The organism is Paenibacillus sp. R14(2021), from assembly GCF_019431355.1.
Lineage (GTDB): Bacteria > Bacillota > Bacilli > Paenibacillales > Paenibacillaceae > Paenibacillus_Z.
In genome coordinates this window covers 4,482,154-4,501,689 of record NZ_CP080269.1, presented here as the reverse complement: position 1 = coordinate 4,501,689, position 19,536 = coordinate 4,482,154, and the positions used below count along the sequence as shown (strand labels likewise).

Genomic DNA, 19,536 nt, shown 5'->3' with positions numbered 1-19,536 from the left:
GAATTTCCAATACCGGCATTGAGCCTGCCTCTCTAAACCTTGGACCCTTCCTTGTACCGCGTCATGAACTTGATATAATCGCGGGCAATCCGAAGGTCCTCCAGCGCTTCACTTGCCGTGCATGGAGCCGGCCGCTCGCCGCGAACGGCGGCCAGGAAATTGACCGCCTGCCTGCGCATGGCGCCTTGATTCGGCAGGACAGGCTCCGTAAAGCTCGGCAGTCCATTGCCGTTGTCGCGGAATACCGTCACTTTACCCGCGCGCTGACGAACGAGCGGCGCCGGGAGCTCGACCTGAATAAAGCCTTTATCGAACGTAACCAGGATACTCTCCTGCCAATCGGTCGACGTTACATACGTCCCCATCTCCAGCGTCACGCATTTGCCGCTGTCGCTCTCGCCGACAAGCAGCGCTCCCGAACGGGCAGCATACGTGAGTTTATAGGATTCACCCAGCATGAAGCGGATCGCGTTGACCTGGTGAATATAGTAGTTAACGAAGACATCGTAGCTTGCCGCCTCCTCGTCCGTCATCCCCTCCGGCTTCGGCTCACGCTCCGAGGCGCCTGCGGGCTCGTTGGAATAAAGCGCGTTGTCCGCCCCTCCGACCCAATCGCCAGGCGGCATAGATACCCGGACATAGTTCAGCTGGCCGAACTCGCCGCTTGCCTGCCATTCCTCGATGATCGCCTTGGCGTATTCCACGGCCGGATCGGAACGCTTATGGTACCCGATCATATGCAGCGCTCCGTATTCCTCGCCAATCTGAACAAGCCGCTCGCCGGCTTCCACCGACAGCGCGAGCGGCTTCTCCGTGAAGACCGGTACGCCAGCACGGAGCAGATCCGGAATGAGGATCGCATGCTGCTGATACGGCTGCGACGCAATGATCGCATCCACCTTCTCATGGGCAAGCAGCTCCGTATGATTGGCATAGATCCGCGGAATACCGTAACGCGCCGCGACCTTCTTCGCAAGCTCGGCACGCGGCTCCGCCAGCGCCACGACCTCGCATTGATCGTGCAGCATGGCGTAATTGAATAAATGCGCGTTCTGGCCCATGAAGCCGGAACCGACAAAACCGATTTTCACTTTGCTCACTGCTCGCTCGCCTCCGCATCTCTTCCCAAATTTTCGAATAGGTACAGGCCGTCTTTGCCCGGCGCAACAAGATCCGGATAACCGTTGCCCGTTATATCCTGCACCCAGAAATAAATGCCGCAGCCAGATGCCTCGCCCGCCGTTCCGTAATCAATGACATGTTTCTCAAACGCGCCGTTCTTGATTTTGTAATAGTAGATGCCGATGTCGTCGAACGCGCCGGGGTCGCCGTCGTTATGGGCGCGGTACCGCTTGCCGGTCACGAGCTCCTGCTCGCCGTCGCCGTCGATGTCGACCAGCTGCATATCGTGAAACTGGGACGCCGTCATATCGATCTCATGCTTGATCCACGTCCGATTGCCGCCTTCGTCGATCCGCTGCTCCAGCCAGTGCAGACCATAGTCATGACCCTGGCCGACGATCAGATCCGTCAGGCCATCGCCGCCCACGTCATAGCCGAGAATCGGCACGCTCGCAGAACCGAGCTCAAACTCGGCATGGAAGGTCCACGGCCGCTGCGACGGATCCTCCGGCTGCTCCAGCCACCCGCCGGACAACACGATGTCCATCCGTCCGTCACCGTTGACATCCGCGAAGCCCATGCCGTGTCCCGCCTGTGCCGCTCCGATCACGACCGTCTCGAATTGCCCCGTGCCGCGGCCCTCCGCGTCAACGACAAGCTTGAAGTACTTCTGCGGCTCGTTCACCGCGTTCGGGAAAATCTCCGGAATCCCGCAGCCGTCGATATCGAAGAACCTTACCGTCTCGTTGCACGTGCTCGGGCCGACGTCGAACGTCTGCCATGCTTCGCCGGTCACGCCGGGGTTCTTGCGCCAGCGCACGGCATCGCTCCAGTAGGAAGCCGTAATGATATCGGTCCAGCCGTCGCCGTCCACGTCCATCGGGAAATCGCTGAAGTCGTCATGGTAACCGTCGATGGCCTGTACGTCGCTAATCAGATGCTTCTTGACGAAATCCGGCCCCTCGTACCAGAAGGCCCCGCTTACAATATCCAATACACCGTCATTGTTCACGTCGAATACGCTGCATGCCTCATAGGCTGTATCATCGATCTTGCGCTTGCGGAACTGAATGGACACGTTTCCTACCTCCTGCGGGATTGTCGTTTCGAGTTTCGCCTTCATTCTAAGCGAAGCCCGTACGCACTTACAGCCAATACTCGGACACAATCATACGAAAGTCAGACCAAATGTAAGCCCTTCCCATGGTATACTGTTGCTAACAAGCACAAACCGTGTTGACAGTAAAAACTGATGCGCAGCACGGGGACCGGAGGAGGAGCGGATGCGGGTCAACTACGAAGGCGTCGAGATCGGGATTATAGGCGCAGGGCGGATTACACCCGATCCGGATTGGACCATCGCGCCGCACAAGCATGAGCATTACGAAATCCACTTCATCACCGAGGGCATCGGCCGCAACCTGCTCGAAGGCGGCGAGATCGAGCTCTACCCCGGCATGGTCTACTTAGCCCCGCCCCACGAAATACACGCGCAATTCTCGGACAAATCCTCGCCGCTCGGACTGTATTTTGTCGTGTTCGACCTGCAGCTGCCGGAAGGATGGGAGCCACTGCCCCGCATCTATGCACCCTACAGCTTCTCGAGCGGGGACCTGCTGTCGATCTTCGAGAGCATGAACGGCATCGGTGACGCGGGCATGGGCAGCAGGCTGCTCGGACATATGCGCCTGATCGAGATGATCTGGAAGGTGCTGGAGTCCCGCTTGAGCAACGCGTCGTCCCTTCCATCCGCCCAGCCGCTCAATGGGCATGGCCAGCCCTCTCCTGTTCTGCAAAATGCCGTTCTCTACATCCAGCAGCATTTCTACCGCAATCCCACCGTGGCAGAAATCGCGGTCGCCTGCTTCGTCAGCGAGCGGCATCTGTCGCGCATGTTCCTTCGCCAGATGCAGATGACTGTCAATCAATACGTCCAGCATGAACGGCTGTTCTACGCCTCGACGGAGCTGAAGCACTCGAACGCATCGCTGCAGGACATCGCCGAGCGGCTGCAGTTCTCCTCCGTGCAGTACTTCGCGCAGTGGTTCAAAGGGCTGTCGTCCGCGACACCTACGGAATTCCGCAAGAAGCATTTCGGCTCCTGATGAACACTGGAACCGGCTGTTACAGACCCCCCGCGGTTCCGATGCCGGCGTCGAGCAGCAGAACGTCCGGTTCATCCCGTATTTCGCTTGGGCCAATCGCGGCCCCGGAGAGATGACGGTCTGGGTCCGGGATGCACGCTAACGCCAAAGAGCCGGCCGATGTCATGCACGATGACATCGGCCGGCTCTTCTTCATGAGGCGTCGTCTCTCGCGCCCGCCGCTTATTTCTTCTTCCACGCCTTCTCCCGCTCTCCGATCAGCGGGAATTCGCCGATGCGCAGACGAGCGCTGCCGTAAGGGACTAGCGTCAGCTCTGCGATCTCCTGCCCTTCCACGTTCGGGTAGATCGGCGGCGTACCGGCATTGTTTCCTACCATCTTCCAGTCGCGTACCAGCTGCCCGGCAGCCTTGAGCTTCACCGGCGCATGCGCCGCGTCGAACGGCTGGTACGGCACCTCGGCTTCGCTCACCTCGTACGCGCTGTCCGCACGCAGGCCGTATTTCCACGGCGAGCCCGGGTAGAGCTCCCAGTCGTGGAATTTCTCGCGCTTCTTCAGCAGCTGCCAGTTCTCTTGAATCGGCAGCGCGTAGACGAGCGGTCCGCGTTCCACGCTGACGGCGTACAAATTGCGGGAGGTCGTCTTCACTTCCATTGCCAGCGCCAGCAGGATCGTGTCGCCGTTCTTCCACTCGCGCTCGACTCGCGCATAGCCGTTAACGACGTTAAGGGCGGCGTTAACGCCGTTAATCGTCAGCGACGGCGCTTCGCACCAGGCCGGGATGCGAAGTGACACGGCGAAGACTTCGCTCGGACGGTCCAGCTCCACGCGCATGCTGACCGTATCGCGGAACGGATACGCGCCGTCGACGGTAATCGCTGCCCCTGCGCCGCTCCCGACTTGCGCGCTCACCGTGCACGGCGCATACGATACGGCGGCAAGCCCGCCGCGTCCGTCGCTCATCCACAGATGGGACGTGAATTTCGGCCAGCCCTGATGCATATTGGCCGTGCAGCAGCCGAAGTTCGGCTCCAGTCCGAAGACGTTCGCGTCCGGGCCGTTGCTCCAGTTGCGCGGCGCCACGTTGCACAGGATTTGGTTAACCTGCTGGTCGTATTGATGGGACGTCCAATCCTTGGCAATCGTGGCGGGAAGCGCGTTGAACGCCACCTTCTCCAAAATATCGCCGAAGCGCCCCTCGCCGAACACGCGCGTCAGATGCTCCATGGAGAACATATATTCCACGACGGCGCACAGCTCCACGCCTTGGCTCGGGTGTGTCCCCGACAGCCATTCGTCGCCCGAGAACATCCCGTGCGCCTGACCGTGGTAGGTCATCAGGCTGTCGATCCCGCGGTGCACCGCGGCCCGCTCCGTCTCATTGCCGGTCAGCGCAAAGCGGATGCCCGGTGTCTTGATGCCCATCGCCACATTCACGACATGCGTCGTCCAGTCCCATTCTTCGACCTTACGCCAATACGGGAAGTCGTGGAACACGTCCGTCCAGTCCGTCGTCTGCTCCGCCGCCTTGCGGGCAAGCTCCAGCAGGAAAGGCTCCCCCGTCACTTCATGCAGCCACTGCACGCAGAGCACCAGATCCGCGCCGCGCGCTTTCGCCCAGCCCTGCAGCGGATGGTCATCGATCATGCCGTCCATGTAGCGGAAGAATTTCGTGAGAAACGGTACGACGCGCTCGTCGCCGGTCGCTTCCGCATACTGCGTGAACACCTTCAGCATGATGGTGTAATGCCACCAATCCTGCTTCTTGTCCAAATCATTGTTAACGGTCCGAATCAGCCCCGCGGGTCCAAAATAACCGTCCTCGCGCTGGCTCGCGAGCGACCACTCGATCCAGCGCTGCGCTTTGGCAATCAGTTGTTCATCCTCCAGCAGATAAGCGAGCGGGAGCAGTCCATCCAAGTAGTACGGCCCCCGCTCCCAGCTCTCGCCCGCGCCGCCGATCCAGCCGTTATCCGGCCCCACGTCGCCCCAATGCTCCTCCAAATGCCCCGTGAACCCGTCCGCTTGAATGCGCAGCTGATTGCGCAGCCAGCCCGCAGGCTTGATTGCGCCGAGCGGCAGTGCCCGGAAAGCGGTTTGCTGTCCTTTGCTTGTCGTCGTCTCCATCGCGATGATCGTCTCCCTTATCGGCTAAGTTGGTTCCTATGCTCTGAATATAGCATGATCGGGTGCGCGGAGCCGATAACGGAAGACAACCATTTATTGTCCAATTACAACATTTCGATCATTAACGCAGGCATGACAAAGAGCCCCTGTATTCCTTATACTAAAGGGACTGCCAGTCAACAGGGGGTACTCTTAATGTTCCGATTCACTTCTCCGCCGATGCCGCATTATATTACGTCCGGCGAAGATACCTACTCCGCCGGCGGCCGGCATCCCAACCGTACCGGCATCGGCGTTTTCGACCTGCTCGTCACGACGCGAGGCTGCCTGTTCCTCGAGGAGGAGGGGGTAGCGCTGTCGGTTCCCGCAGGGAGCTTCGCCATTCTGCGCCCGGACCGTTCTCACCGGACGGCGATGCCGTGCAGTGAAATAACGCATTTCCACTGGCTGCATTTCCAGACCCTCGGCGCGTGGAACGAAGCGACGGAGCACGAGCCCTACGCTCATCCAGCGCCAACCGATGCCTACATGCAAATTGAAACGTTTGTCTTCGATGTACCGCGCTCGGGCGAGCTGCATGCGAAGGAGATCGTATACGAGTGGATGGAGGAATTAACGAAGCTATGCGCCGCACCGGGAGTGCAGGATCGTTTTAGGCAGCAGCAGTTGTTCCAGCAGCTCCTGCTTCATTTGCAGGAGGAGGGCGGCACCGCGGCCAAAGACCCTCAGCTGGCGCTGGCGGACGAAGCGGCCGCCTACTTGCGCCGCCATTACCGGGAGCAGGTAAGCTACAAGGCGCTGGCGGAACAGCTGCATTTTCACCCCAATTACATCGCCCTCTGCATGAAGAAGGCGTTCGGCTGTACGCCGCTCGACTACCTGACCCGCTACCGCATCGAACAAGCCAAGCAGCTGCTCATCCACACGAGCGAGCCCATCGGCAAAATCGCCGAGGCGGCGGGCTTCCTCACGTTCCCGTATTTCGTCCGCTGTTTCGCCAAGCATGCGGGCTCGCGGCCGAAGGCGTTCCGGATGCGGTACCGCAGCTGACGGATGGGATTGTCAGTCTTTCACAAGACCGGTCCTCAGCTGGACGGCCCCGCTTTCCAGATGGCCCTTCAAGCAGGTCAGCACGAACACCCAGCCTTCCTTGTTGTCGACCAGCTTGGCCAACAGCTCGGGATCGTCGTCCCGGAAGCCCGCCTCGACGATCTCAAGAATCGTAACCCCCGGCTCCGGTTCGCGGAACGTCATTGTCACCGTATTGGCTTCCCCGCCCCAGCGGAACACGATCCGCTGACCCGCCTGCGCCTCCAGCACGTGGATGTCCACCTGCGCGTTGTACTCCTTGTAGATTAATGTGATTATCTTTCCGGACTCCCATCGTTCCGAGCTGGAGGAGAACCAGAAGTTCCCGATTCGCGCCGGGTCGGCGAACGCCTCATAGACTTCACCTGCGGGTTTGTTGATTCGCATCTTCGTTACATTTTGCATTGCGATACATCCTTCCGATTTGGGCTATGTTCCAGTTTACAGGGTTTCCCCCGTCCTGCGGCTTATACTTGTTGGGGATGCGGTGCCCTTCACCCATTAGACACGAGCCCCGCACCCCTTCATAATGGAATCTGACGATATAGATTCGGTATGACGACTGCTAATTCTTGCTTGACGTTAAAAATAAACCAGCTGAACAATCAGCCCCGTTAAGGAGTGTGTCCGCCGCATGAACCCTACGCTCAAATTATCCGCGATTCAGTCCATGTGCGGCCAGCTTTCCTATAAGAAAGGCGAAGCGGCTTTCCGCAGCGGGAAAGTCGCGGTCACGTACTACGATGCCGACGCCGGCCATTGCGAAGCGGCCGTCAGCCTGCAGGAGCGCTTCGAGGTGACGCTTCGTTACGGCGAGGACGGCGACGTGAGGGCCGCCTGTACCTGCCCCTCGCTGTCCTCCTACGATAAATATTGCGCGCATATCGCAGCGGTGCTCCTGCTTCTATACGATGCGCAGCAGGCCGGGCGCACGCCTGGCGCGCCGCACGTAGCGGGCAGCCGCGAAAGTACCGCGAGCTCCGAGACCGGGAGCGGCCCGGTAGCGGACAGCTCCGCTCGAGGGAAGACTGGCGAGCGGACGGACGGCAGCGACGAGCGAGCAGGCGAGCTGCTGCGGCTGTTCGCGCCGCAGGCGCAGCGACCGCTCGGCGCAGTTCAGTCGAGGTTCGATACGCGGACGCCGCTCGGCGCGGCGTTCGTCTGCAAGCCCTTCGCATACGCCGGCGGCAAACGGCTGCTTGGCGTGGAGATGAAGATCGGCGATAAGCGCACGGCCTCCGTGGCGCATATCCGGGATTTTCTAAGCTGCGTGGCAGAGGGAGAAATGCACGCCGTCTCCAAGTCCATCAGCTATGTGCCGCAGTTGCATTGTTTTCTGCCGCAGGACTATGCCGTCATTGAGCAGCTGATTGCCATTGTGAAGCAGGAGCGGCTCTTCCGGGAAACATCCAGCGTCTACGCCGTCCATGCCGCGCCGATGAGCGGCGACCGCATGCTGCTTATTCCTCCCGACAAGTGGGAAGCGCTCTTGCCCGCGCTGACGGCGGCGACCTCAGCGGTCATGGAGCTGAACAAGGTCATCTACGCGAACATGGCCGTGACGGACGAGCGAATTCCGCTGCATTTTGAGCTCGAAGGGAACGAATCGGAGCATCCCGGAGCATGCCTGCGCGTCCAAGGCTTGCAAGAGATGACCATCCTCGAAGCCTACGGCCTGATCTTGACGGGCGGCAAGCTGCTGCGTCTGCCCGCCGATGACTGCAGCCGGCTGCTGGAACTGCAGGCGCTCCTGGAGCGTTCGCCGGAACCCGAGCTCTCCCTCAACCCCGCGCAGATCGGGCCGTTCATGGAACGGGTCATGCCGGGACTGCTCAAGCTCGGCAGCATGTATATCGCGGACGCGGTGGCGGAGCGGATCACGCAGCGTCCGCTGCGCGCGAAGCTGTTTCTTGACCGCGTGCGGGACCGGCTGCTTGCGGCGCTCGAATTCCATTACGGCGATCTGATCGTCAATCCGCTGGAAACGGAGCACGAACACCGCAGCGACGGCCCGATTCTCGTGCGAGACGGCGAGCGAGAACGGCAAATTCTAGCCCTCATGGAGGGCGCGTCCTTCGCCAAGACGGAGGCGGGGTATTTCCTGGGCGACGAGGACAGCGAGTATCATTTTCTCTACCATGTCGTGCCGCAGCTGGAGAAGCTGCTCACCGTCCATGCCACGTCCGCGGTACGAAGGCGCATCCATACCGGGAGCTTGCCGCCAAGCATCGCGGTGCAGCTGAACGAGCGCACCAACTGGCTCGATGTGACGTTCGATATCGAGGGTATTCCGGAATCGGAGATCAAGGCGCTATTGAGGTCAATTGACGAGAAGAGACGCTATCACCGCCTTCCGAACGGCTCTCTCATGCCGCTCGAGAGTGAACAGATGCAGGAAATTATTCGGCTCATTAATGAAGCCCGGTTTACGGTGAAGGATTTGCGCGCTTCCGGCATCCATATCCCTCTGTACCGAGGCCTCCATCTGATGGACACCCCGAGGCAGGGAAGCGCGGTTAAGCTGGACAAGGCGTTTCGCCGCCTGCTGGACAACCTTCGCAATCCGGAGCATCTGGATTTCCAGATGCCGGAGGGACTGCAGCACCCGCTGCGAGACTATCAAGCCTACGGCTATCAATGGCTGCGGACGCTGGCCTACTACGGCTTCGGCGGTATTCTCGCCGACGATATGGGCCTTGGCAAGACGGTGCAGGCAATCGCCTTCCTGTTGGCTATGCTGCCGGAGATCCGCGCGGAGCGGCTTCCGGCGATCATCGTTGCGCCCGCTTCCTTGACGTACAACTGGCGCAATGAGCTGCGCAAGTTCGCCCCGCACATACGCGCCGTCGTCGCGGACGGAACAAAAACGGAGCGAGACGCCGTCCTCGCAGCCAGCGGTACGGCTGACGTCGTCATCACATCGTACCCGCTGCTGCGGCGCGACATCGAGCGTTATGCGGGCCTCGCCTTCCATACGCTGTTCCTCGACGAAGCGCAGGCGTTCAAGAACTACACGACCCAGACCGCCCACAGCGTGAAGCTGCTGCAGGCCCGCAATCGGTTTGCCCTAACGGGAACGCCGGTGGAGAACCGGCTGGAGGAGCTCTGGTCCTTGTTCGATGCCGTATGCCCGGAGCTGTTTCCGGGACGCAAGGCCTTCGCCGATCTGAGCCGCGAGACGATCGCCAAGCGCGCGCGGCCGTTCCTGCTCCGCCGGGTCAAATCCGAGGTGCTCAAGGAGCTGCCGGAGAAAATCGAGACCGTGCAGGCGTCCGCGCTGCTGCCGGAGCAGAAGCGGCTGTACGCCGCCTATCTGGCGAAGCTGCGGCAGGAAACGCTCCGGCATCTGGACAAAGACACGCTGAGTCGGAACCGGATCCGCATCCTCGCCGGACTCACCCGCCTGCGCCAGCTCTGCTGCCATCCCGCGCTGTTTGTCGAGGATTACGAGGGAAGCTCGGCGAAGCTGCAGCAGCTGCTTGAGCTCATCGACGAATGCCGCAGCGCCGGCAGGCGCGTGCTCGTGTTCTCGCAGTTCGTCGAGATGCTGAAGCTGATCCGCAAGGAGCTGCAGCAGCGCGGCGTCACGCATTTCTATCTGGACGGCAGCACGCCGCCTAGGGAACGCGCCGAGCTGAGCAGCCGGTTTAACGAAGGCGAGCAGGAGCTGTTTCTCATCTCGCTGAAGGCCGGCGGCACGGGGCTTAACCTGACCGGCGCGGATACGGTCATTCTCTATGACCTGTGGTGGAACCCCGCCGTAGAACAGCAAGCCGCGGACCGCGCCCACCGGATCGGTCAGAAGAAGGTTGTCCAGGTCATCCGCCTTGTTGCGGAAGGCACCGTCGAGGACAAGATGGTGGAGCTGCAGGAGCGCAAGAAGAACCTCATCGACGAAGTGATCCGCCCCGGGGAAGAAGCGCTCGCCGCGCTCACCGAGGACGAAATCAAAGAATTGCTCGCGCTCACCTAGAACGCCGAAGAACGCCGCGCTTACCGCGCGGCGTTCAGTTCAATGATGTTATGGTCGGGGTCCAGCAGGAAAATCTGGGCGAAGCCCGTGATGCTGTTCCGGTTATTGCGGTGCTCGATGCCGCACCTGTCGAGCCAAGCGATGGTCTCGTCGAAATCGGCGACCCGTATGGCAAAATGCCCGTCGCGTGTATCAATGCCGCCGCTTCGCCCCATCTCTCCCGCGTGCACGATCAGATGCAGCTGCTCTCCGCTGCCGCCGATCGCGTACCACGCCCCGGGAAAATCAAACGCCGGCCGCACGATCGGCTGCAGCCCGATAACCTCTTCATAGAATCGTTTGGCCCGTCCTAGGTCGGTTACGATCAAGCTGACATGATGAATGCCTTCGTGACGTATCATTGCAGGGCTCACCGCCTTTTTGTCCCTATTATAGCACCAACCGCATGAAAGCGGTTCAGCCCGTAAATAATGAATGGCAATAACGAATCAGGAGGCATGCCCGAAATGAGACTTGGCGGCGTCAAACTTTTCGCTATCCTGCTTTTCTTGGCCGTGCTCCTATCAACAAGCCGTTCTTACGCAGCCCCCGGACAGCCGGAGCAGCCGCTTCGAACCGATGCCGTCGCATCCGTGCAAATAAGAGGCGGTCTGCACAGCACTGCACCCTCCCCGCTGTACACATTCCAGACGCCAGAGGGGAGAAGCGTAATTGCCAAGATCCGGAATTGGTATAATGCCGCAGTACCTCTTGGCCTTCAGCCTGAATACGGCAGGCACGGCTACCCGAGAACGCTTCATATTCGATTGCAGACGGGAAAAGAAATCGTCATTGAACCTGCCTATGACTGCTTCTCCAAGTCATTGTCCAATGGATTCGTCGAAAAATCCTGTTTCTCCGTTGGCGGAGAGATTGCAATCTACGCCGGCTCCTTAAGCCTTCGCGCCAAGTCTGCGGAATTGTATGACTGGATCAATACCGGCTGGAAGCAAGAGCGCGCAGCTAAATGATGTAGCAAGATACAGAAAACCTCCAAAACCGCAGGCTAAGCCATGGTTTTGGAGGTTTTCGCCTTTCTGGGACGCCTAGGCCTTCGCGCAGCTGCAGTCAGCTACAACTTGACCGGCAGGGAGAACACCTTCGTCCAATTCTTGCCGCCGTTATCAGTCTTATAGACCGCCGGCTTCTCGAAGCTCGTCACAGCCAAGTAACCTGCCGTGCGCGAGACGAAGGATAGCTTCCCGTCATAGCCAGGCGCCGCGCCGGGGAGATTCTCCCACGTGCTGCCGTCATCCAGCGAACGGCCGAATTGAAGCGCGTCGATCGCGCCGCTGCCCGCGACGAGGAAGGCCGCTTCATGCCCGATGACCGCCATATCCGTCGGCCTGCCCGCTGGTCCAGCCAGCTTGCCTGCCGGAGCAGCCGGTCCCGGCGCAGGACCGCCGCCAGCCGTCGGATGCGAGATCACCTGCTTCCAATGCGCGCCGCCGTCCTTCGTATGGAAGAGCGAATACGACGTCTGCGACATCCCGGAACCCCCGTACAGCAGCACCCAGACATCGGCGCTGTCTGAGCCGTAGATCGCTCCACCCAGATTTGTCGCCGCCTTCACGTTCAGCGAATCCGTCCAATGGATGCCGCCGTCAAGCGTCCGCTTGATTTCGTACCCGCCGGTCGCAAGCACGATTACCGCCCAGCCCTTCTGCTCCGTCATGAAATGGACGTAACGGGTATTAGGCAGCGTGTTCAGCTTGGTCCACGTTTTCCCGCCGTCTGCCGTCTTATACGTGAAAGCCCGCGTGAACCCGTAGCCCGTACTCGCATTCAGGAATTGAATCCGGTCAAACGGATGCTGGCCCGTGGGAATCCATGTATAGCTTTTGCCGCCGTCCATCGTCTTGAGCAGCGTATTCGGCTTGCCGTAGGCGACCTGCGCCAGTACGTAGCCGACCGAGTTCGTCAGAAATGCCAGCTGCGTAAAATTCAGCTTGCCCGTGTTATAAATCGCCTGCCAATGGCAGCCCGCATCGGACGTGCCGATCATGAAGCCGTTGCCTGCCGCGCGTCCGACCTTGGCGCTTAGAAATTGAATGGACTGCAGATTGGGGTCGGACGTGTCCTTCATCGCATTCAATGTCAGTCCATGGTTATCCGTGCGGCATACCGCGGTCGACTTCGGCGCGCTCGCAGACGCAGTTTCCGCGCCGCTCGCGAATCCCGTAAACGACGCAGCCGGCAGCATCGCAGCCAGCAGCAGCACAAGCCATTTTCTTCTCATTCGTCATCACCTCGTCTTGTTATTACCCCTAAGAAGCAAATTTCTATCTTTTCCTTACATGACGTAGAACGGGAACGCCAAGTTGCAGGACGAATGCCCGAATTACAACTTCTAACATTCCCTTCACACTTCCCGCAATCGTCGTTAATAATCCATTGCTATACTGAGTTCAAACACATTAAAAGGAGCTTACTTCCATGTCCTCTAGCCCAGCCATCGTGTACGCCAATCGCATTTGCGACAGCGAGACAATGACAAACAAACTGATTTACCAAGTCAGACAAGATCAACTTTCCCCCGCAGAGCTGAACAAACTGCAAGCCCGCTGCAACCGCGAGCTGAACGAGCTCCGGCAAGAGCTGGACGAGCTGCTGCACGAGCTTCGCGACATCGCCCAACGGAACGCCGTACCCGTACCTCAAACCCCTTCCCGCAAAGCCGCCTAATCTTCCATTCCAAATGCATGACAAAGCCCCGATGCAATGGCTGCTCGGGGCTTACGCATGTTTAAATTCGAATATCAATCCCTCTTGCCGCGGTTTGAACACTGTTTCCGTTCGAAGCCGGCGCAGCTTGCTGCTGCGAATCGCCCTCCTGGTTTCCCGTGGGCGTCTCGTCGGTTTTCGTGTCCTTAGCATCCTGGATGTCCTTGGTATCCTTCGTATCCTTAGTACCTTTGGTATCTTTGGAATCATCCTCGGATTCCTTCGGATCATTGGCTTCATCGATGGTATCCTTGATCTCCTCCAGCTTATTGCCGAATCTTTGATCCAGATCTTCGGCTTTCCTGCGCAATTCGCCGATTGCCTCCATCTTGCTCCTAATTACAGTGGACTCCATATTAGCCTTCATCTCAGCGCGGCTCTTCTTCTCTGCAATCATATCTGCAAGGCTCTTATTCTCGCCGGAGCTGCTGCCGATTTCCATCATTAAGCGATCGGTACGCACCTCGCCTTCAATCGACTTGGATTCCTGCTCGAACCGTTCCTTCGCCTTCGTCAGCGTCTTCGCTTGATCGAACGCAATGCTGACTTTCACAGCAATATCGAGCTTCGTATCGTCTTTTGAACCGTGGCTCTTGTCCTCTTTTTCTTTCTCCTTCTCTTTCTCCTGCGCTTCCCTCATCTGCTCCGAGCGAAGCTCGATAATCGAGGATTCGATCTGCTGCATTTGATCCTGTAATGCACTTACCCGCGCGTTACGTGTATCCTTGTCGAGCTCTTTATTTAGGGCGGTTCTCTGAAGCTGTTCCTTCAGCTTCGCCGATTGCTCCATCAGGTTTTTAATCCGCTTCTCGTAGTCGACTTTAAAGTTCTTCATCGAATGTGACACATGATTTTGATTATGATTCTGATTTTGAGGTGCAGATGCGCTTGAAACTCGGTTCACGCCGTAACTCCCTTTCAAAGTTGGATATGATTTACATCGTCATTCCGACCGGAAGTTTAAAGGCATTTATGGTTTTTTTTGAGAATTAACGTTGATCATGTGCATCTTGCTCTTATAGACGGACTGCTACGTCCGCTTCGCCACGTCCCAGCGATGCCTGAATTTCGCAAGCCGCGGGTGCAGCGTCTCCGGCTCCGATGAGAGCAGAAGACGGAGCTTCACGATCCATTCCTCGAACGAGTTGAACGAAGCGAACAGGTTCGCCATGTCCGGCGTGAGAAGCAGGAAGTACGGCGACGGATAAGCCTCCGCCAAATGACGCAGCGCCGCCTCCATCGGAGTATACTTTTTTCGTTTCCCCTCCAAGCCCTCGACGACAACGGCTAATGTCCCGCGTCCGTGATTTTCTTCATATTCGCGTTTCCATGCCTGCAGGCGGTTCAGCCGCTTATGATAAGGCAGAACGGGCTCCTTCGTCATCCGCCTCACCGTCTCCTCATGCAGCGGATACAGCACGAGTTTGGCAAAAGCATGCAAGACGGCCGTCTCTGCCGCAAACGAAAGCGCATCATCCGCCAAACGCTGAAAGGTATCGTAGACGATGAGCGTTCCTTTGCGTTTGTCGGCGGGCGGCTCGTAGCCGTACGGAACTGTTTGGGCGATAGGATTCATGGACGTCCCTCCTCGTTTAGAAGTATTTGGTATTCAGCTAGTATAGCCCGATTTCGAATGAAAACATATGACAGCGGCCTTCCTCTTATAAGGCGATCCCTTAAAAAGAAAAAGAAGCTGACAGTTGTCACATGAACGCGACCACTTGAACAGCTCCTCCGTCTTCCTAAATGCCCCAAACGCAATCAGCTCCCGGCTCTAGCGGCATCCGGCTTCGCAGTCCCGCTCAGCACGAATCCCTTACGATCAATTCCGTCGGCAGGCTGTATTCCTGCGGAGGCTTATCGACCTTCGCAATACGCTCCAGCATAATCTCCGCCGCCTTCTCCCCAAGCTCGTAGGAGGGCTGCCGAATAACAGTCAGCGGCGGTGTCGTTATCCGCGTCCAGTCATAATCGTCGAACCCAATGACGGCCATCTGCTCCGGAATCCGAATTCCCCGCTCCTGCAGCGCTCCCATTACGCCCATGGTCAAAATATTGTTCGTTACGAACAATGCCGTTATGTCCGGCTGTTCCAGCATCCGCAGCCCGCAGGCATAACCGTCCTCGAAGCTGGATCTTCCTTCGATTATTCTCCCCGGCATATACGAAATACCGTAATCCACCAGTGCTTGCTTGTAAGCCCGCACTCTGTCATTGTTTGTCGAAACGCCTCGATTGCCCGTTATCAAGCCGATTTTCCGATGCCCCTTTTCGATCAGAAGCTTTACCGCTTCATAGGAGCCCATGTAATTGTCGGAGAGAATGCAATCCGCTTCATAGCCTCTCGCCCGGCGGTCGATGAACACCACCGGATATTCATTGGAGACAATTTCCTTCAAATGACTGAGCTCCTCCGATGCCGGCGCAAGAATAAGCCCATCGATCAGCTTGCTGTTGAAAAGCTCGATCTGCTCCTTCTCATCCTCCACCGATTCCGTGGAATTGGTGCTGAGCAGCAGCTGATAGCCGTGCTGCTTCATCTTGGTCTGAACCCCGTGCGCAACGTTGGCGAAGAAGAAATTCGACGTATCCGACGGCAGTACCGGGAAAATCAATCCGATCGTATTGGACTTGTGGCTGCGCAAGCTCCGGGCTACCGAATTCGGTTTGTACTGAAGGGCCTCCATCGCTTCTTGAACCTTCTTCTTCGTACCATCCGTCACGTACCGGGTGTTATTAATGACATGGGATACCGTTGCAATCGATACACCTGCCAGCTCCGCGACCTGTCTTATATCTGCAGGCATCCTATCCGCCACCTGTTCCATAGTTGTTACGATGCAGCCGTCGTCTCCTTAGCTCCCAAACAAAATAAGCGCCTGGCTTTCGCCGGGCGCCGATTTTCTATATTTTATCGAGCGGCACGTTGAAATCATCAACGTTACTATGCCCCTTAAACAAACCCGCCATTCGCGCGAAGCGTCTGCCCCGTTACCCATTGCGAATCTTCGCTTGCGAGGAACAGTACGATTCTTGAGATATCGTCCGGCTCCCCGAGGCGTCCGAACGCATTCATGCCGCTCATCGCTTTCAGCTGCTCCTCCGACTTGCCTATCGTGAAGAGCTCCGTGTTGATCGGGCCAGGGGCGATTGTATTGATCGTAATGCCCTTCGGCCCGAACTCTTTCGCCAGCTGGCGGGAGAATTGTTCGACAGCGCCCTTGGTACCGGCATATACGCTGTACGTCGGAAACATCGCGCCTACCACCGAGGTGGAGAAATTAATGATGCGCCCGTTTGGATTCATGTGCAGAGCGGCCTGCTGAATCGCAAAGTACGTGCCTTTGACGTTGATATTGAATTGTCTGTCGAAATCGTCTTCGGTCATATTCACAATCGGCTTCGTAATCATGATGCCTGCGTTGTTAACGAGGATATCGAGCCCGCCGTATGCGTCCAGCGTCTGACGGAACAAGTACTCGATCTCAGCCAGCTTGCTGACATCAGCTTGAATGGCAACCGCTTCTCCGCCCCGCTGTTTGATGCCGGAGACGACTTCCTCCGCTTTATCCGGGCTGCTTGCATAATTGACGACGACCTTCGCTCCGGCTTCAGCCAGCTGCTCGGCGATTTTCCTGCCCATACCTCTTGAAGCCCCTGTGACCAATGCGACTTTGCCTGTGAAGTTATTACCCATGCGTTATCCCGCCTTTTCGGATTATAGGTTCATTCAAATAAGGACGATGTGATGGTATGAGTATATGACGACACAAAACAAATGTCAAATAACATATTTGTTATTTTGTCATTCAATTGATAATTAAGTTCGCTGCTTTCCAGCCTGTTCCCATACAAAAAAGACACTTCTAACCACATTAAATTGTGTTAGAAGTGTCTCTCTTATTCAAGTGCCGCTTTACACAAGTCCGAGAAGCAGCAGCTGCCAGACCGACTCGAATTCAGCCTCCACGGCTTCTCCCGTCCATTCATAAGCATGCGACGGGTGGTGAAACCGTGACGTGGCGACGAATACCGCTTTGGCTAGTGCGAGCGGCTGTCCAGGCTTAAACTCGCCCGAGGCCATGCCCCGTTCAATAATGAACGCAAGCTGGGCTATCAACTGTTCCACATGAACGGCGATGATCTCCACGGCGGAAACCGTGACCGCCGCGTACATACCGAACATCTCCGCATCCTCTAGTGCGAATTTCCATTTGGCGCGTATGAGCGTTTCTATCCACAAACGCAGCTGAGCGGCAGCACTGCCTTCCGTTTGTTCGGCGATCTTCGCCAGCGGAATCGAAATGCTGGATTGCAGCCATCGCTCCGTAACAGCTTCGCGCAACGCGGTTTTGCTCGCGAAATGCCGGTACAGCGTGCCGTGGCTGACTTGCAGTGCCTTGGCAATATCGACGACCGACGTCTTATCCGGACCGTAACGACGAAGTACGGTTTCCGCCGCATCCAAGATCGCGTTTTTCGTTAATGGCAGCTCGTTCGTTGTCATCGTGAATCGGCCCCTTCATAATCTTTGCTTCATCATAGCATCAATTATTGTCCGATACAAAGAACAATATCATTATTTTGTCATTTGTATTGCAAATTCTATACGCAATCACATCTGTATCTGCCTGTGATCGCAAGTAAAAAAGCAGCCCGTCCACGATGCTCCTCGTGTCCGGGCTGCCGCTGATAATGCTTATGCTTTTGCGCCAAGCGCGCGCAATCCAAGTGCTAACGAACCGCTTAGGCCGGCATTGTCGCCCAGGCCCGGCGGTACGATGTAATCGTCGATGCCGGCCAGAACCGCTTCCGCGCTGACGTAGCCGTTCAGGTTCTTGCGCACTTCTTCGCGAATAAGCGGGAACAGCTGCATCTGATGCATGACGCCGCCGCCCAGAATGACCTTCTTCGGCGACAGCAGCAGAATCGCGCCTGCAACGGCTTGGCCGATATAGAATGCTTCCATCGCCCAGGCCGGGTGATCGACAGCCAGCTCGCTGCCCTTCACTTTCCAGCGGCCTTCCAGCGCAGGTCCGGCCGCCATGCCCTCCAGGCAATCGCCGTGATAAGGGCAGAATCCTTCATAATGATCCTCCGGATGGCGGCGTGTCAGGACATGTCCGCCTTCGGGATGGACAAGGCCGTGCACGAGCTTGCCTTCAGCATAAACGCCTACGCCTACGCCTGTGCCAATGGTGTAGTAGAGGCAGCTGTCGAGGCCTGCCGCTGCCCCCCATGTGGCTTCGCCAAGCGCCGCTGCATTCACGTCGGTATCCCAGCCGAACGGAACATCGAATATGTTACGAAGCTCAGGCAGGAACGGATAGTTGCCCCAGCCCGGCTTCGGAGTCGTCGTGACATAACCGTACTGCTCGCTTGACGAATCGATGTTGATCGGGCCGAAGGAGCCGATACCGATCGCTTCCACTTCCTTGTCACGGAAATAGTTAATGACGTTAGCAAGCGTCACTTCCGGACGCTCCGTCGGGAAGCTTACCCGCTCCAGGATCGTCCCTTCCTCGTTACCGATTCCGCAAACAAACTTCGTTCCGCCTGCTTCAATTGCTCCAATACGCATAGCCTTATTCGTCCTCCTCTAGTCTCTCTCTCAGCCAGGGCAAGAGCGCGCGAAGCGTAAGCCACTGGTTGGTCAATCCCAATCCATTGATGTAAGGTTCATGTTCGCGGAAATAATCCGCATGCTTCCCGATAATCGGCACGCCGCAGCCTGCAGCCGGCGCATGCTTGTTCTGCTGCCAGCCCATCCTGCCTGTCCGGCGTCCGCTGCCCGCTTCAGCGCGGCCCCAGCCGCCAAACGTGCCTAAGCGGCAGATGGAATCGACCGTAACCGCAGCTGCTGCCGAAGGCCCGGCATCCGGCGATATCGCATATATGTACAACACCGACTGCCGAAGCGTCTCCGGTATCCGGCAGCGCGGCGAACCGATCATGATCACCGGGCTCGGCGGGCCGCCCTCTGTCTCCAGCAGCTGCCGGGCGGCATGAACGGCGGCAACGCCGCCGCCGCTGTGGCCGATGAGAATACGCCGGCCCATGGTACGTCCTGCCTCCCGGCCGGCGGCGATGGCTTCCACGGCTCGCTTGCCCCCGATGGAGCGCCCGAACCGTTTCACGTCGAGCCGCATATCCCGGCCGATCTCCCAAACCTGCCGAATGACGTTCCGACTCCAGTCTCCGTAAGGAAAGAGCAGCTGCGATGTCCGGACATGATACCCATCTCGCTCCATTATACCATGCAACGCGCCGCGAAAGCTCTCCATGAATTGCGGCGCCGTCGCAAGACCGCCAAGCAAATACAGCGACACATCCTTCGCTTCCCCGGATGACGTCATA

The 19,536-nt window shown here is 57.9% G+C and carries 19 protein-coding genes; 6 read left to right on the top strand and 13 right to left on the bottom strand.

The features are described from left to right. Positions 1-32: 32 nt before the first annotated feature. Together KXU80_RS21000 and KXU80_RS20995 are read right to left on the bottom strand one after the other, a co-directional pair. Positions 33-1,100 carry a Gfo/Idh/MocA family protein gene (locus KXU80_RS21000; protein WP_219835091.1) on the bottom strand — a complete coding sequence of 356 codons (1,068 nt, stop codon included), beginning with the start codon at positions 1,098-1,100 and terminating at the stop codon, positions 33-35. Next, complete coding sequence (locus KXU80_RS20995) at positions 1,097-2,200, bottom strand: FG-GAP repeat domain-containing protein (RefSeq protein ID WP_258171086.1); 1,104 nt, start codon at positions 2,198-2,200, stop codon at positions 1,097-1,099. The genes KXU80_RS21000 and KXU80_RS20995 overlap by 4 nt, the downstream gene beginning before the upstream one ends. Positions 2,201-2,405: 205 nt before the next feature. On the opposite strand from KXU80_RS20995, the gene KXU80_RS20990 reads away from it, so the two are divergent. Then, positions 2,406-3,227 carry a helix-turn-helix transcriptional regulator gene (locus KXU80_RS20990; RefSeq protein WP_219835089.1) on the top strand — a complete coding sequence of 274 codons (822 nt, stop codon included), beginning with the start codon at positions 2,406-2,408 and terminating at the stop codon, positions 3,225-3,227. After that, positions 3,214-3,369, top strand: a complete 156-nt coding sequence (locus KXU80_RS28500) for a hypothetical protein (RefSeq protein WP_374987797.1) — start codon at positions 3,214-3,216, stop codon at positions 3,367-3,369. Before KXU80_RS20990 ends, KXU80_RS28500 begins: the two co-directional genes overlap by 14 nt. 80 nt (positions 3,370-3,449) lie before the next feature. Here the strand turns inward: KXU80_RS28500 and KXU80_RS20980 are convergent, their stop codons facing one another. Beyond that, on the bottom strand, positions 3,450-5,354 hold the full coding sequence (locus KXU80_RS20980) for a beta-L-arabinofuranosidase domain-containing protein (protein ID WP_219835087.1): 1,905 nt from the start codon (positions 5,352-5,354) through the stop codon (positions 3,450-3,452). A gap of 195 nt (positions 5,355-5,549) precedes the next feature. Between KXU80_RS20980 and KXU80_RS20975 the strand changes: the two genes are divergently transcribed. Then, entirely contained in the window at positions 5,550-6,404 is an 855-nt protein-coding gene (locus KXU80_RS20975; protein WP_219835086.1) for a helix-turn-helix transcriptional regulator, read from the top strand. A gap of 12 nt (positions 6,405-6,416) precedes the next feature. Here KXU80_RS20975 and KXU80_RS20970 read toward each other — a convergent pair whose 3' ends face one another. Next, entirely contained in the window at positions 6,417-6,848 is a 432-nt protein-coding gene (locus KXU80_RS20970; protein ID WP_219835085.1) for an SRPBCC domain-containing protein, read from the bottom strand. Between the two features lie 229 nt (positions 6,849-7,077). Between KXU80_RS20970 and KXU80_RS20965 the strand changes: the two genes are divergently transcribed. Beyond that, on the top strand, positions 7,078-10,416 hold the full coding sequence (locus tag KXU80_RS20965) for a DEAD/DEAH box helicase (protein ID WP_258171085.1): 3,339 nt from the start codon (positions 7,078-7,080) through the stop codon (positions 10,414-10,416). A gap of 20 nt (positions 10,417-10,436) precedes the next feature. On the opposite strand, the gene KXU80_RS20960 is transcribed toward KXU80_RS20965, so the two are convergent. Further along, entirely contained in the window at positions 10,437-10,817 is a 381-nt protein-coding gene (locus tag KXU80_RS20960) for a VOC family protein (protein ID WP_219835084.1), read from the bottom strand. Between the two features lie 105 nt (positions 10,818-10,922). On the opposite strand from KXU80_RS20960, the gene KXU80_RS20955 reads away from it, so the two are divergent. Continuing rightward, positions 10,923-11,426, top strand: a complete 504-nt coding sequence (locus KXU80_RS20955) for a hypothetical protein (protein WP_219835083.1) — start codon at positions 10,923-10,925, stop codon at positions 11,424-11,426. Between the two features lie 101 nt (positions 11,427-11,527). Here KXU80_RS20955 and KXU80_RS20950 read toward each other — a convergent pair whose 3' ends face one another. Continuing rightward, complete coding sequence (locus tag KXU80_RS20950) at positions 11,528-12,694, bottom strand: sialidase family protein (protein WP_219835082.1); 1,167 nt, start codon at positions 12,692-12,694, stop codon at positions 11,528-11,530. Between the two features lie 197 nt (positions 12,695-12,891). Between KXU80_RS20950 and KXU80_RS20945 the strand changes: the two genes are divergently transcribed. Beyond that, a complete protein-coding gene (locus tag KXU80_RS20945) occupies positions 12,892-13,140 on the top strand; it encodes a hypothetical protein (protein WP_219835081.1) in 249 nt (82 codons plus the stop codon). A 61-nt stretch (positions 13,141-13,201) separates the two neighbouring features. On the opposite strand, the gene KXU80_RS20940 is transcribed toward KXU80_RS20945, so the two are convergent. The 7 genes from KXU80_RS20940 to KXU80_RS20910 all read right to left on the bottom strand — a co-directional run bounded on the left by KXU80_RS20940 (position 13,202) and on the right by KXU80_RS20910 (position 19,535). Beyond that, positions 13,202-14,014 (bottom strand): FlxA-like family protein, encoded by an 813-nt coding sequence (locus KXU80_RS20940; RefSeq protein ID WP_219835080.1) that lies wholly within the window; start codon positions 14,012-14,014, stop codon positions 13,202-13,204. A 195-nt stretch (positions 14,015-14,209) separates the two neighbouring features. Further along, positions 14,210-14,755, bottom strand: a complete 546-nt coding sequence (locus KXU80_RS20935) for a hypothetical protein (protein ID WP_219835079.1) — start codon at positions 14,753-14,755, stop codon at positions 14,210-14,212. A gap of 226 nt (positions 14,756-14,981) precedes the next feature. After that, complete coding sequence (locus tag KXU80_RS20930; RefSeq protein ID WP_219835078.1) at positions 14,982-15,986, bottom strand: LacI family DNA-binding transcriptional regulator; 1,005 nt, start codon at positions 15,984-15,986, stop codon at positions 14,982-14,984. A 146-nt stretch (positions 15,987-16,132) separates the two neighbouring features. After that, positions 16,133-16,876 (bottom strand): SDR family oxidoreductase, encoded by a 744-nt coding sequence (locus tag KXU80_RS20925; protein ID WP_219835077.1) that lies wholly within the window; start codon positions 16,874-16,876, stop codon positions 16,133-16,135. A 219-nt stretch (positions 16,877-17,095) separates the two neighbouring features. Then, on the bottom strand, positions 17,096-17,686 hold the full coding sequence (locus KXU80_RS20920; protein WP_219835076.1) for a TetR/AcrR family transcriptional regulator: 591 nt from the start codon (positions 17,684-17,686) through the stop codon (positions 17,096-17,098). 192 nt (positions 17,687-17,878) lie between these two features. Further along, positions 17,879-18,760 (bottom strand): ROK family protein, encoded by an 882-nt coding sequence (locus tag KXU80_RS20915; RefSeq protein WP_219835075.1) that lies wholly within the window; start codon positions 18,758-18,760, stop codon positions 17,879-17,881. Positions 18,761-18,764: 4 nt separating this feature from the next. After that, positions 18,765-19,535 (bottom strand): lipase family protein, encoded by a 771-nt coding sequence (locus tag KXU80_RS20910; protein WP_219835074.1) that lies wholly within the window; start codon positions 19,533-19,535, stop codon positions 18,765-18,767. Position 19,536: the final 1 nt, after the last annotated feature.